Below are 13,673 nucleotides of genomic sequence, written 5' to 3'. Positions count from 1 at the left end.
GGAGATCAGCTATCAGGCCTGGCTGTTAACTCGGCGGCTGGCACCGGAGGATCTGGCGGACGAAATCCGCCGCAACAAAAAAGACTTCGTAGAGACGGCCACGGGCTTTATTGACCGGGTGAAGACCACGCTGTCACCGGCCGAGATCGTGTTTGAAGAGCTGGAATACGCCGACAAACACCGGTATCTGATTGACCTGTTCCACAGCTTCGAGCAATGGCGCAAGGGCCAGGGGCGAATCAGCTACGCCGACATGCTGTACGAGCCGGTGATGGCGATTCACCAGAACCCGCCGCTGCAGCGACTGGTCAGCAACAAGATGGACCTGATTCTGGTGGACGAGTACCAGGACACCAACGAGATCCAGCACCTGCTGTTGCGGTATGTCGCCGGTGACCGGGCGCGGGTCACCGTGGTGGGCGACCCGGATCAGACCATCTACGAGTTCCGCGGTGCCAAGCCGGAATTCATACTCAAGCGCTTCAGCGACGAGTTCGAGAGCCCGCTGGAACAGACCCTGAGCTACAGCTTCCGCTATGGCCACCGGGTTGCTCTGCTGGCGAACCATCTGATCTGCCACAACACCGGCCGCAAGGATGTGCTCTGCCACGCCCACCCGACAACGCCGGACACCGGCATTGCGCTGCATGAAGCGGAGAACGACGGCGATACGGTGATTGAGCTTCTGCGCCAGCAGGCACCAGAGGCGCTGGCCGATACCGCCATTCTGTTCCGGGTGTGGAGCCAGAGCGTTCCGATTGAGCTCAAGTTGCTGTCGCAGCAGATTCCCTACCACATCGACGCCGGCAAAGGCGCGCTGTTCAGCCGCGAGGTTCAGGCCGTCGGCGCGCTGCTGACGGTGATCGCCGGCAGGCTCGTCAATCTGCCGCCGGAAGACCGGCTGGCCATCGCTCGCCAGTTGCTACGGTTCCCCCACGTCGGCCTGAAAGAGCCGGAGCTGGAGCAGCTGGCGAGCTTTCTTGCCGGGTTCGACCACGACTGGCACCAGCGCCTGCTGGCGATGGACTTCGATGCCCTGGCACCGATGGCAGCGCGCAAACTGCGCAAGCTCGGAGAGGTTCTGGCTCGCCTGAACGGCTATGCTGGGCCGGTCAGCAATGCCATCAGTGTTTACGCGGAACACACCGATCTCTACGAGGGCATCCGCAGCCTGGCACTGACCCACGAAGCGGCCGATGAACGCATCGATACCGTAGAGGGTTTCCGGGGCTATCTCGGCGGCCTGAAAGTGGGTGCCGCCGGTGCGCTGGATCACCTGAAAGCCCTGAAACAGCAGGCTGGCGAGCGAGCCAGCCATGGGGTGTTGCTGTCCACCATTCATCGTACCAAGGGTCTCGAGTGGCCTACCGTGATTCTGCCCGGCCTGCAGGAGAAATACCTGCCTTACACCCCGCGCCCCCAGGACAATCCCCGGGCGTTCCTGGAAAGCGAACGGCGGCTGCTCTACGTGGCCATGACCCGCACCCGGCAGCAGCTTCACCTGATCACCCGGCCGCTGACATCAACCCGTCATCTGGAAGGCGATCAGGGCCCCAGCCGGTTCATCGACGAGATCTGCTATGACCTGTCCGCCGGGCTGGGGGCATGGCTCGATGAGCGCACCGACACTGACGAGCCGACGTTTCGGTCCGCCCACCCACTGACACCGATTTCCCATCGCTATGCTGAACGGGAGGCGGTAGCGCTGGAGGGCCAGGAAGCCACCGCCAGCGCCGGAAGTGGACCGGTATGGGCGAGTTTTCGGCTCAGCCACGCCATCTTCGGGGCGGGTAGCGTTACCGCAGAGGAGGAGAGCGCCTTCGAAGTCCGGTTTGATTCCGGTGAAACCCTGAACTTCAGCAAAAAGAGCGCGCATCTGTATTTTACCCCGCTGGCCTGATCGGCCCACGCCTATCGCCCCGGCTTGCGCGTATAATCCCTTATCACGTAATTATCGGTTTTTCTTTGTTTTTTGAATCCCTTCACGTAGATTTCGCGTAGATGTGACAATGAAACAATAAAGTATCCAACAACCATAACCGAACAGGAGGTTCAGCATGAGCATCATGCGCCCACTGACTTTAGCCGCACTGGCTGCAACCCTTGCTACCCCAGCCCTGGCTGACCGCGAGCAAACCATTTACCTCAATCCGTTCGCCGGCTATCAATTGTTTGATGACAAGCGCGACCTGAGCGAAACCGGCACCTTTGGTGTGGGCGCAGAGTATCGCTTCCTGCCTAACTGGGCGGTTGAACTGGTTTACTCCCGCGCCGATGCCGACCGTAAATACCGCCCCGGTTCGTCCGATTTTGATGAGCTCCGCCTCGACGGCACCTACTATTTTGCCGGCCAGGACGAAACCTGGAACCCATACGTGTCTCTGGGTGCCGGCCATGTCGACTTCGGTGATGACGTGCTGCCACTGCAGACCGCCGGTTCCGACCACGACGAAACCCGCGTCAATCTGGGCGTTGGCGTTCGTTACAACGTCACGGACAATGTTTCCATTCGCGGTGACCTGCGCGAATTCCACGGCATCGATGAAAGCACCTTCGACACCATGGCGTCGCTGGGGCTGAGCTTTGCGTTCAACCGCACGGTATCCGATCCTGCGCCCAAGCAGCCGGCGGATGCCGACAGTGATGGTGTGCCCGACAGCCGTGACCAGTGCCCGGGAACCCCGGCAGGTGCCTCCGTTGACAATGCCGGTTGCGAGCGTGATGGCGACAATGACGGCATCGCCGACAGCAAGGACCAGTGCCCGGCCACCACCGCCGGTGCAGACGTTGATCAAAACGGCTGCGAAGGCGTGACGGAAACCGTGGAAACCATCGAACTGAGCGTGCAGTTTCCGAACAACAGCTCGGTGATTGATGACACTTTCGATGCAGAAATCCGCAAGGTGGCTGATTTCTTGGCGGAGCACCCGGAAACGTCCGTGGAAATCGCCGGGCATTCCGACAGCACCGGTGAAGCGGAGTACAACCGCTACCTGTCAGAGCGCCGTGCCGAAGCCGTGGCCAACCGCCTGACCCAGTCGCTGGGTGTGGATGAAGACCGTGTCAGTGCCACCGGTTATGGTGAAGCGGAGCCGATTGCCAGCAATGATACGCAGGCCGGACGCACCCAAAACCGCCGGGTTGAAGCCCGCATTCAGGTTAGCCGCTGATTCAGCCTTCAGCTACCCTGTCAGAAAAGGCATCTTCGGGTGCCTTTTCTGTCTGTATCGGGAGAAGACCATGGTTCGTCTGATGTCTTTGATGCTGGTGTTAATAGCACTGCCCATGGCCGCCGAGGCCCAGGTATATCGGTGCACCACGGAGACGGGCACCCAATTTTCGGACCAGCCCTGTGGTGACAACGCCGAAACCCTGACCATCCGGGACAACCGCATTGGCGGCAGTTTTGGCGACAATCTGCCTGCGCAGCCAGAACCCCAGGAACAACCACGAGACGATGAGAAAACCACGCACCAGGACGACGAAGGTACATGCCGGTTTATCAACTCCACCGACCTGCGCACCTACCTGACCCGCGAACAGGTGGTGAAGGGGATGACCAAAGATCACGTTCTGAGAGCCTTTGGACGCCCGCCCGAAACCTATCCCACGCCCCAGGAAACCTGGGTCTATCAGACCAAATATTACGGGGCGCTGTACGAGCTGACCTATGTGTACTTCAAGGATGGCTGTGTGGAACGGATTGACTACCGCAAGCCCTGACCGCATCCACCAGAATATTCCGGGGTGTCAGTTCGCGGTCGCAGAATGTCCCCAGCGTGACCTGGTACCCCCGCTCTTCCAGAAACAGCACGTAATCCAGCACCAGCCAGAGCTCCAATGGCCGACGGAACAGATGGCGCACCAGTTCATGGCGGTGCACCCGCGCCAGCCGTTGCTCACCGAAAGCTTGCCAGTCGTGAAAGTCGGTGCCCGCCGGTAAGGTCAGGCCTTTGCTGTCTGCGGCCCAACGGCAGAAGGTCTCGAAGTCCTCGTTGGCCAGCCAGGCTGGATGCGACGGCACGGGCAGGTAGTTATCGACGCCTCTCAGTACCCGCTGCAACCCATCAAAACCCAGACGCCAGCGGCGAAGACGTGCGGTTTCCGCCCTCACCCGGGCCGGGGCCGTCACGGTTTCCTGAACCGCCAACCGCAATTCAGTGCGGCTGAGGGCCAACGCATCGTCATTTTCGCGAACGCGCTTCGACAGCGGCCGATGGTTCGCCGTGGCGGTACGATGATAGCAGCAGGGTGAAACGCTCACCCGCGGCTCCCCCACCTCGACCACCTGCTGGATCAACTGCCGGTGCAGGTCCCCGCAGGCGTGCAGGGCAACACCGTGAACACCGTCAGGCAACGTTAAGTCCGGGGCCATGACATCCTGCCGCTGTAGAGTGACCTTGTCGTTGAAATGGCGGGCCAGGCGATTGCCGCCGGCGACCAGGGCGGCGTCCCATTCCAGCCCGATGACGGGTGCCGGGCAATGCGAGACCAGCGTTCGGGCAAGATGGCCCTTGCCGCAACACCAGTCCAGAACCGGGTTGGTCAGCGGTTGCACCGCCGCCGCAAAGGCCCCGGCCTGCTCTCGCTTGCGCCCCGGCATATCGGTGGCGCGGGTTTCCGGAAGGGTGATGGCAAGCGTGGCCTGCCGGTCCGCCAGCATGGGCAACGTGACCAGAGGAGACCTCTCTGCCAGTGATGGCAAGAATTGAGTCAGCCATTCAGCCAGTTGGTCGGGATCGTGATGGAAGCGGTCGCAGGCGGCATCGCTGAGTGCTTCAACGTCAGCGGCCAGAGCCGGGTATTGCGATGTCCAGTCGGGTCGCGGATCAAGGAAAGGCGCAGGCCGCCACAGGGACTGATGTACCGACAGCCACTGGTTTAAATGTTGCCAACGGCTGCTCGCGCTCTGAGCACCCTCGGTTTTGTTGAGTTCCAATTCGGGCATTAACCTGACTTACTCATTCATTGAATCGACCGGGGCGGAACGCGTCGAGGCAGACCGCTGGCTCTTCGCCATCGATGAGCTGAGCAATGACGTCGGCACTGCCGGCAGACAAGGTCCAGCCAAAGGTACCGTGGCCGGTATTGAGGTAAAGATTCTCCCGTGGCCCACGGCCGATAATCGCAGGGCCATCCGGAGTCATTGGCCGAAAGCCGGTCCAGGCCTCTGCCGCGTCGAGGTCCGCACATCCGGGAAAACGGGATTCCACGGATTTTCGGATAGTGGCCAGGCGGGCCTCGGGAATGTCACGGTTGAAGTCTGCCAGTTCAACAAACCCCGTCGCCCGCAGCCGGTTGCCCAAACGAGTGGCGACCACTTTATAGTGATCGTCGTGAATGGTCGAGACGGGGCCTCGGTCAGTATCGTTCAGAGGGACCGTGAGGCTGTATCCCTTAACCGGGTAAATCGGCAGTTCCAGCCCCAGCGGGCGCACCAGTTGGTTTGACCAGCAGCCAGCGCAAATCACGGCGGCGTCGGCTTGCAGCGTCTCCATCGCACCCTCGGCGGTCCTCAGGGTGATGCCCGTCACGGCATGCTCATCGGCGATGAGCTTCGTCGCTTCCACGTTATAGCGAATCTCCACACCTTTGTGTTCAGCGGCTGTTGCCAGCGCCCGGGAAAACAGATGGCAGTCACCGGTGCCGTCGGTGTCGTAACTCAGCGCGCCGTATAGCGGGCCATCACCGACCATGCCGGGTTCGGCTTCGCGGACCTGCTCCGGGGTCAGCAGACGGGAAGGAATGCCCAATTCGTTCAGCAGGTTGTGGACGGCCCGGTAGCCTTCCAGGGCTTCCGGCTTGCTGGCCAGATGAAGCAGGCCCTGGTGGGCTCCGTCAAACGCCAGATCCAGTTCTTTATCCAACGCCAGAAAACGTTCCCGGCTGTGAATACCCAGCCTCAGCATGGCTCGCCGGTTCAGGCCAAACAGCCCCGGTGACCAGGCGTAGCGCAGGGTGGCGAACATGAATTTAAGCGTGGCGACCGAGGGCGGAACATGCAGCTTCAGGGGGCCATCCTGTTTGAAGATCCAGGGCAGCGCTTTGAACACCATGGCCGGGTCCGCCCAGGGATAAACCACCCCGTAGGAGCGTTGGGCCGCGTTCGCCTTGCTGGTTTCGTTTCCGGCGATCTTATGGCGCTCTAACACCGTGACCCGATGCCCCCGGCGATTCAGCTCATAAGCGGTGGTCATGCCCACCACGCCACCACCGACAACGACTATGTGCATTCCGGAAACTCCCTATGATCGCAATACAGGTCAACCATCCAACAAGCTGATAGACTTAATACCCTAAATGTACAGAATAGCAGGCTGTCTTCGGCCTGCCCTGGAGTGTAGTACCCGGCAATGAGTAAAAAACGTCGCGAGATTCCCGTATTTGACCATCCGATCATTGAGACCCACTGCCACCTGGATTACCTCAAGGACCGCCCCCTGGAGGAAACCCTGGCAGAGGCGCGGCGGGTCAATATCGACAAGGTGATCACCATTGCGGTCTCACCGGACAACCTGGCCCGGGTCCGTGAACTCAGTCAGATTGCACCCTGGCTGTACGGCACTCAGGGTATCCACCCCCATGATGCCGAGAGCTATTCCGACACCGTGGAAGCGGAAATCCGTGCCCACGCCGGGGATGAGAAAATTGTCGCGGTCGGTGAGATCGGCCTCGATTATTTCTACGATAACGCCGATCGGAGCGTGCAGCGAGACGTGTTCCGACGCCAGCTACAGATTGCCTGTGACACCGACCGGCCCGTGGTCATCCACAGCCGCGAAGCCGATGACGACACCATCGCCATTCTCGGCGAGTTCGAGCATTCGCTCACACGCCGTGGGGTGATCCACAGTTTCACGTCCGGACCGGGGCTGGCACGTTACGCGCTGGATCAGGGCTGGTGCCTGGGCTTCAACGGGATTACCACATTCAACAAGGCGGAGAACGTGCGGGATATTGTGCGGATGACGCCCATCGAGCAGATTCTGCTGGAAACCGATTCACCGTTCCTGACACCGGTGCCCTACCGGGGCCGGGAAAACGCACCGTTTTATCTGCCGTTCATAGCAGAGCAGATTGCCGAGGTGAAACAGCTGCCACTGGAACAGGTGATCACCCACACCTACCGAAACAGCCTGAGAACCTTTTTTCAGGCGGAGGCACCAAGAAAACAGATATGATCAGTCACCCAGACTGGTTCAACTTACCCTAACGACAAGAACACGCCCATCAATACCGGTGACAGAAACGACAGCACAAACCCCGATGCAATCGCGACCGGCACACAGGTCAGCCCGCCACTGCTGCGGATCACCGGAAGCGTAAAGTCCATGGCCGTGGCCCCACCATAACCAATGGCCATGGCCGGACGCTGGGAAATCAGCAGCGGAATAATAGCCAGTGCGATGATTTCCCGAATGACATCGTTAAGGAAGGCCACGCCACCCCAGGCCGGCCCCATGGCGTCACCGACGACAATGCCAGACAATGAATACCAGCCAAATCCGGACGCCAGTGCCAGGGCTTGGTGCCAGTCCAGTTCCAGCATCGGCGCGAGTGCCAACCCTGCCAGCAGTGAGCTGCCCGCCATCATCAAGGCAATCCCCAGGCCCTGGCGGTTCATCAATAACTTGCGCAGTGACAGGCCGGCATTGCGCAACTGCAGCCCGATCAGGAACAACAGCAGCATCAGTGACCAGGTTGCCAGGTCTTCCGCCAGCGGCATATCCGGTAACAGGAAATACCCCGCCACCATACCGAGCGCCACGGCCGCCAGCGGTTTGAGGCCGGCCAGGAAGAGCCGGTGGTAACCAGGGCGGGCATGACTGGCGTCCGGGGTCACAGCCATCGGCTGCCAGCGGTGGAACAGCCAGAGCCCCACCAGGTTGGCCAGCAACAACACCAATACCAGCGCCGTGACCTGAACCGCCATACTGCCCAATTGCTGGCCTAGCCCCTCCATCTGCCCGAGACCGAGCCCTAACAGAGCAAGAATGAAGTAAACCAGGCTTTCGACCGTGTAATGGATCACCGTCATCAAGCGCCGATTCTCAAGCAGCAAGGCAAACCCAAAAAATAACGGAGCAAGAATCAGCAGTGCGCCGGTCAGCATGACGGCCTCGAATCAGGAGTTAAAAGGGGAAGTCAGACGATGGGTTCGTACTGATCGGGATCAGACAGACAATGGCTATCGATGGCGGCGTTATCGGTACGAAGGTTGCGCGCCAGCCGTTGCGCGGACACCGACCACACAACCGGGTCCGCAGGCTTTGGCTCGTAGTTGTCTTCCAGGAGTGCGCCGGCGATCACCCGCAACACCGCCTCCGCGCGGGCAACGCTGCGGAATGGGCCCTGGCACCGCTGTTTCTGCGGCTGACCGGTGTCGGCACCGCTCAACGCGACCAGTGCCCAGGCGTCGGCAGCGACCTGTTTGACGTAGAGTTCGACACGGCGCTCGCCACGCACCATCACCAGCGCACGTAGCGGTGTGCGACCGTGAAAATAATGAAGTTTCACTGGTCGATTCCTGGGTTATCAGTGCAACACATGGTCACTGCGATCCTGCACCAGCACCCAAGGCGCGACAACCACCGCCCAAAGTTCGGTGTTGTCGTCGTACCAGGCCCGCGCCCGGTCCGGTGATACGTCACCGATCCGGCCTTCTTCCAGCCAGCGCTGGAACTGCCCGGTGTTGTCGGCCGCAAGTTCCGCGGCCACATCCAGCAGATTCAGGTCGGGCTCAACGCGCACGACATGGCCGCGGGCGTAGTAGGTCTGGAGATCGCACCAGTTAATGCGCGAGGTTTCCAGATTCAGTTTAGCGAGCAATTCGTCCCGGGACGACGTAGAAGACATGGCAGTGCCTCGGCAACTTCAAAGTGTCTGTGATGCCTTCAGCTTACCATTATCCTGCTGACTTCAGCATCTCCCGCACCACGTAATGGAGGATACCGCCGTGGCGGAAGTAAACCGCCTCGTTGGCGGTATCAATACGGGATTTCAGCTCACAGGTTTCGGTAGAGCCATCGGGGTATTTCACCGTCATTGTCAGGGTCTGACCGGCTTTGATATCACCGGAAAGCCCTTCAATGGAAATGGTTTCCTCACCGGTCAGTTTCAGGCTCTTGCGATCTACGCCGTCCTGGAACTGCAGCGGCATGACGCCCATACCGATCAGGTTGGAGCGATGGATGCGCTCATAAGACTCCGCCACCACCGCTTTCACGCCCAGCAGCCGGGTGCCCTTGGCAGCCCAGTCCCGGCTTGAGCCGGTGCCGTATTCCTTGCCGGCGATGACCACCAGCGGGGTATCCTGTTCCTGATACTTCATCGCCGCATCGTAGATCGGCATTTGCTCGCCGGTGGGCACGAACCGGGTGTAGCCGCCCTCGACGCCGTCGAGCATTTCATTTTTGATACGGACGTTGGCAAACGTGCCGCGCATCATCACCTCATGGTTGCCACGCCGTGAGCCGTACGAGTTGAAATCCTTCGGTTCAACGCCGTGCGCCTGCAGGTATTTCCCCGCTGGCGTATCCGGCTTGAAGGAACCCGCCGGTGAGATATGGTCGGTGGTCACCGAGTCACCCAGCAACGCCAGGATATTGGCATTGCGAATGTCGTCTATGGCATCCGGTTCTTCCCCCAGACCTTCAAAGAACGGCGGATGCTGGATGTAGGTAGACTTGTCAGACCACTCATACACTTTGCTTTCCGGTACCTTGATGGCTTTCCACGTGGCGTCGCCATCAAACACTTCCGCGTATTCCTTGCGGAACATATCGGTTTTCACCTTTTCCACGGCCTCTGCAATTTCCTGCTGGCTGGGCCAGAGGTCCTTCAGGTAGACCGGGTTGCCGTCTTTGTCGGCCCCCAGCGAATCTTTTGACAGGTCCAGACGCACGTTGCCAGCCAGGGCATAGGCCACCACTAGGGGCGGTGAGGCCAGCCAGTTGGTTTTCACCAGCGGATGCACGCGGCCCTCGAAGTTGCGGTTACCGGACAGCACGGAGGCCACGGTCAGATCACCGTCAGCGATGGCTTTTTCCACCGCCGCCGGCAGCGGGCCGGAGTTACCAATGCAGGTGGTGCAACCGTAACCCACCAGGTTGAAGCCAAGCTTGTCGAGGTCGTGCTGGAAGTTACCCACCCGCAGGTATTCGGTCACCACCTTGGAGCCGGGGGCCAGTGAGGTTTTAACCCAGGGTTTGGTGGTCAGACCTTTCTCCACCGCCTTCCTGGCCACCAGGCCGGCCGCCATCATCACGCTCGGGTTGGAGGTGTTGGTGCAGGAAGTAATCGCTGCAATCACCACCGCCCCCGGGTCCAGCCGGGATGGTTCGCCTTTCATCTCAATCGGCTGACTGGCGGCGTGCTCGTAACTGTTGTCGACACCGACCGCAGTCTGCCCGCCCTCGGATTCCAGCTTCTCCTCACGGGTCTCGGCCGGCCCTTCGGCGGTTTCCATCAACAGCTCGAAGGACGCTTTCATATTTTTCAGGGCAACACGATCCTGGGGGCGCTTGGGCCCGGCGAGGCTGGCTTCCACGTCGTCCATGTCCAGCGCCAGGGTTTCAGTGTACACCGGCTCATGGCCCGGCTCGCGCCACAGGCCCTGCTCCCTGGCGTAGGCTTCCACCAGCTCAAGCTGGGCATCGTCGCGACCGGTCAGGCGCATGTATTTGATGGTTTGCTCGTCGACCGGGAAAAAGCCGCAGGTAGCGCCGTATTCCGGGGCCATGTTGGCGATGGTCGCGCGGTCCGCCACTGGCATGTCTTTCAGGCCATCGCCGTAAAATTCGACGAATTTGCCCACCACGCCTTTCTTGCGCAGCATCTCGGTGACGGTCAGCACCAGATCCGTGGCGGTGATGCCTTCACGAAGCTTGCCGGTGATTTTGAAACCCACGACTTCCGGAATCAGCATCGATACCGGCTGACCGAGCATGGCAGCTTCCGCTTCGATGCCGCCAACACCCCAGCCCAGAATGCCCAGGCCGTTGATCATTGTGGTGTGGGAGTCGGTGCCGACCAGGGTGTCAGGGTAGGCGATGGTTTTGCCGCCCTGCTCTTTTTGCCACACCGTCTTACCAAGGTATTCCAGGTTCACCTGGTGGCAGATACCGGTGCCCGGTGGCACCACGCGGAAGTTATCAAAGGCCTGCTGGCCCCAGCGCAGGAACTCGTAACGCTCCTGGTTCCGTTCCATCTCGATGGTCACGTTGTCTTTGAAGGCGGAGGCATCACCGTAATTGTCCACCATCACCGAGTGGTCAATCACCAGGTCCACCGGCGAGAGCGGGTTGATCATTGCCGGGTCCTTGCCGGCCGCCTTAACGGCCTCCCGCATGGCGGCCAGGTCGACCACCCCGGGAACGCCGGTAAAATCCTGCATCAGCACCCGCGCCGGGCGGAACTGGATTTCGGTGTCGGACTTCCGATCTTTCATCCACTGGACCATTGCGTCCATGTGGCTGCGCTCCACGGTCACGTCGTCCTCGTTGCGCAGCAGGTTCTCCATCAACACCTTCAGCGAGAAAGGCAACCGGCTGAGATCCCCGAGGGCCGTCGCAGCTTTCGGCAGGCTGTAGTAATGGAAAGTCTGACCGCCCGCTTCAAGGGTGGACAAGGTATTCAGGCTGTCTTTGCTGTGCAGCTCGCTCGACATGAGGTGCCTCCGTGTTTGCCGTAATCCGATTCTTTTCGCAAGAGTCTACAGGCTCAGGGATTGAAACCGATTTTTGAAGTTACTGTTAACTATTGCATCGATTGCCGAGAGTTCAACTCTGAATAGTGAATGTTCGTTATTCGGCGGATGAATACCTGTCCCCTTCGACACGGCACTCGCCTGCGGTGGCAGCAAGAAGCCCCCCTCAACCAGACCGGTTCCCCTGCTGCCGATCTCCGTACAGCTGGGCGTAGAGACCATCCCGGGCGATGAGCTCGTCATGATGCCCCTCTTCTATAATTCGCCCGTCCTCAAACACACAGGCACGGTCGGCCTTTTTGACGGCGCTCAGGCGGTGGGCAATCACCAGGGTGGTGCGCTCTTTCAGAAACTCATCCAGCGCCTCATGAAGCCGGTGCTCTGTGTCTGAGTCCAGCGCTGACGTGGCTTCATCAAGTATGACAATCGACGGATCGGACAGCACCATGCGGGCAATCGCCAGGCGCTGGCGCTGGCCACCGGAAAGCCGGACGCCCTGACGGCCAATCATGGTGTTCAGCTGATTCGGCATGGCGGCGACGGTGTCATTCAGTTGCGCGATCTCAAGCGCGTGCCAGAGTGCGTCATCCGGTTTGTTCCGCCCCAGCGTCAGGTTCTGGCGAACCGTATCGTTAAACAGCGCCGGGTGCTGCAGCACCGTTGCCACATGCTCTCGCAGGCACGGCAGCCCGATCCGCTGCACCGGTACGCCATCAATCAGTATTTCCCCCGCGCCCGGCGTGTACATACCGAGTATCAGCTGCACCAGCGTCGACTTGCCACCGCCACTGGCACCGACAACCGCCACTTTTTCACCGGCCGCCAGATGAAGGTTGATGCCTTGCAGTACCGGCTCGTCACCGTAGCTGAAGTGGAGATTCTTCAGGGTCAGGCTGACGGTATGCCGGCCTCTGAATGGATTCTCCAGCGCCGGATACCGGGGCTCCTCCTCCAGCTCCATCAGCCGGTTGATACGACCCAGCGCGGCGTTGGCGGCAAACCAGGCGTACTGCATGTTCAGCATTTCCTGCACCGGTGTGAGCATGAACCAGAGGTACCCGAAGATGGCGAACATCATGCCAATGCTGAGATCGCTGAACAGCACCGTGATCATCGCCGCGCCACGGAACACATCCACACCGAACTGGAACAGCGCAAAGCTGGCGCGGGTGGCGGCATCGCTGCGCCACTCGAACTGAATCGCGTGGTCACGGACCGTGCGTGCCCGACCGATCAACTGGTGCAAATAATGCTGCTCTCGGTTGGCGGCCCGCAACTGGTGGATGGCGTCCAGGGTTTCGGTCAGATCGCCCTGGAAATCCTCATAGGCGCTGTTCTCCCGACGCTTGAGTTCCTTCACCCGCTTCCCGACCAGAATGGTGGCCATAATCACCAACGGGTTGAGCACCAGAATCAGCAAGGCCAGTTGCCAATGGACCCACAGCAACACGGCGGCCGTGCCCGCCACCGTCAGACTGGCGACCAGAAAGCGGCTGATGGTCGTGCCGAGAAACTGATCGATGGTGTCCAGATCGGTAATAAAATGGCTACTAATGCCCCCCGAGCCCCGGGTTTCGTACTCCGACATCGCCACCCGCTGCAACCGCCCCAGCAACCGGGAACGGATGCGGAACACCACATCCTTGGAAATTTTGGAAAACTCACGGGATTGCAGCACGTTGAACGTTAACGCACACACACGCAGCCCGAAGGCGGCAATCACCATCAGGGCAATGTAAACCACCGGCTGGTGCCACCCGGTAGGCAGAAGCGCGTTCATCACCGGCAACACCGGGCCGCTATCGTCCAGCAGCACCTCATCCACCAGCACAGGCAGCAACAGCGGGATTGGCACGCTCATCAGCGTGGCAAGAATCGCCAGCAGATTCGCGCGCACCAACCGCGGCTTGTGCTTCAACGCCAACGCCAGAATGCCTCGCCAGTGATAGTGAGACGGATGGCTGGC

General features: G+C 60.3%; 11 protein-coding genes. 4 read left to right on the top strand and 7 right to left on the bottom strand.

What is annotated here, in order from left to right; genetic code table 11:
• The 3 genes from WD429_RS05505 to WD429_RS05495 form a co-directional block, all read left to right on the top strand.
• Nucleotides 1-1,900: ATP-dependent helicase (locus WD429_RS05505; protein WP_368421171.1), on the top strand; the 1,900-nt coding region annotated here is incomplete at its 5' end.
• Between the two features lie 157 nt (nucleotides 1,901-2,057).
• Nucleotides 2,058-3,170: an OmpA family protein gene (locus WD429_RS05500; RefSeq protein ID WP_368421170.1), complete on the top strand. Its 1,113-nt coding sequence runs from the start codon at nucleotides 2,058-2,060 to the stop codon at nucleotides 3,168-3,170.
• A 70-nt stretch (nucleotides 3,171-3,240) separates the two neighbouring features.
• Nucleotides 3,241-3,723, top strand: coding sequence for a DUF4124 domain-containing protein (locus WD429_RS05495; protein ID WP_368421169.1), 483 nt, complete (start codon nucleotides 3,241-3,243; stop codon nucleotides 3,721-3,723).
• Here the strand turns inward: WD429_RS05495 and WD429_RS05490 are convergent.
• Entirely contained in the window at nucleotides 3,680-4,948 is a 1,269-nt protein-coding gene (locus tag WD429_RS05490) for a methyltransferase (RefSeq protein ID WP_368421168.1), read from the bottom strand. The genes WD429_RS05495 and WD429_RS05490 overlap by 44 nt on opposite strands.
• A 13-nt stretch (nucleotides 4,949-4,961) precedes the next feature.
• Nucleotides 4,962-6,233, bottom strand: a complete 1,272-nt coding sequence (locus tag WD429_RS05485) for a D-amino acid dehydrogenase (RefSeq protein WP_368421167.1) — start codon at nucleotides 6,231-6,233, stop codon at nucleotides 4,962-4,964.
• 120 nt (nucleotides 6,234-6,353) lie between these two features.
• Here WD429_RS05485 and WD429_RS05480 point away from each other — a divergent pair, with 120 nt between their 5' ends.
• Nucleotides 6,354-7,181, top strand: coding sequence for a TatD family hydrolase (locus WD429_RS05480; RefSeq protein WP_368421166.1), 828 nt, complete (start codon nucleotides 6,354-6,356; stop codon nucleotides 7,179-7,181).
• A gap of 23 nt (nucleotides 7,182-7,204) precedes the next feature.
• Here the strand turns inward: WD429_RS05480 and WD429_RS05475 are convergent, their stop codons facing one another.
• The 5 genes from WD429_RS05475 to WD429_RS05455 all read right to left on the bottom strand — a co-directional run bounded on the left by WD429_RS05475 (nucleotide 7,205) and on the right by WD429_RS05455 (nucleotide 13,640).
• Entirely contained in the window at nucleotides 7,205-8,113 is a 909-nt protein-coding gene (locus tag WD429_RS05475; RefSeq protein ID WP_368421165.1) for a lysine exporter LysO family protein, read from the bottom strand.
• A gap of 32 nt (nucleotides 8,114-8,145) precedes the next feature.
• Entirely contained in the window at nucleotides 8,146-8,517 is a 372-nt protein-coding gene (locus tag WD429_RS05470; RefSeq protein WP_368421164.1) for a hypothetical protein, read from the bottom strand.
• 18 nt (nucleotides 8,518-8,535) lie between these two features.
• The gene (locus WD429_RS05465) at nucleotides 8,536-8,856 is read right to left on the bottom strand and encodes a DUF2288 domain-containing protein (protein WP_368421163.1); all 321 of its coding nucleotides are present in this window, start codon (nucleotides 8,854-8,856) and stop codon (nucleotides 8,536-8,538) included.
• A gap of 49 nt (nucleotides 8,857-8,905) precedes the next feature.
• The gene (gene acnA, locus WD429_RS05460; protein WP_368421162.1) at nucleotides 8,906-11,668 is read right to left on the bottom strand and encodes an aconitate hydratase AcnA; all 2,763 of its coding nucleotides are present in this window, start codon (nucleotides 11,666-11,668) and stop codon (nucleotides 8,906-8,908) included.
• Between the two features lie 205 nt (nucleotides 11,669-11,873).
• A complete protein-coding gene (locus tag WD429_RS05455) occupies nucleotides 11,874-13,640 on the bottom strand; it encodes an ABC transporter ATP-binding protein (protein ID WP_368421172.1) in 1,767 nt (588 codons plus the stop codon).
• Nucleotides 13,641-13,673 lie beyond the last annotated feature (33 nt).

The sequence above is a fragment of the Marinobacter sp. genome (assembly GCF_040904845.1).
Taxonomy (GTDB): Bacteria; Pseudomonadota; Gammaproteobacteria; order Pseudomonadales; family Oleiphilaceae; genus Marinobacter.
The sequence above is the reverse complement of the archived record's forward strand: the minus strand, read 5'-3'. Positions and strand labels throughout refer to the sequence as shown.

Excerpts from the sequence above, each read along its gene's own strand:
- WD429_RS05500 (WP_368421170.1), top strand. The coding sequence starts at position 2,058 with ATGAGCATCATGCGCCCACTGACTTTAGCCGCACTGGCTGCAACCCTT.
- WD429_RS05495 (WP_368421169.1), top strand. The coding sequence starts at position 3,241 with ATGGTTCGTCTGATGTCTTTGATGCTGGTGTTAATAGCACTGCCCATG.
- WD429_RS05490 (WP_368421168.1), bottom strand. The coding sequence starts at position 4,948 with ATGCCCGAATTGGAACTCAACAAAACCGAGGGTGCTCAGAGCGCGAGC.
- WD429_RS05485 (WP_368421167.1), bottom strand. The coding sequence starts at position 6,233 with ATGCACATAGTCGTTGTCGGTGGTGGCGTGGTGGGCATGACCACCGCT.
- WD429_RS05480 (WP_368421166.1), top strand. The coding sequence starts at position 6,354 with ATGAGTAAAAAACGTCGCGAGATTCCCGTATTTGACCATCCGATCATT.
- WD429_RS05475 (WP_368421165.1), bottom strand. The coding sequence starts at position 8,113 with ATGCTGACCGGCGCACTGCTGATTCTTGCTCCGTTATTTTTTGGGTTT.
- WD429_RS05465 (WP_368421163.1), bottom strand. The coding sequence starts at position 8,856 with ATGTCTTCTACGTCGTCCCGGGACGAATTGCTCGCTAAACTGAATCTG.
- acnA (WP_368421162.1), bottom strand. The coding sequence starts at position 11,668 with ATGTCGAGCGAGCTGCACAGCAAAGACAGCCTGAATACCTTGTCCACC.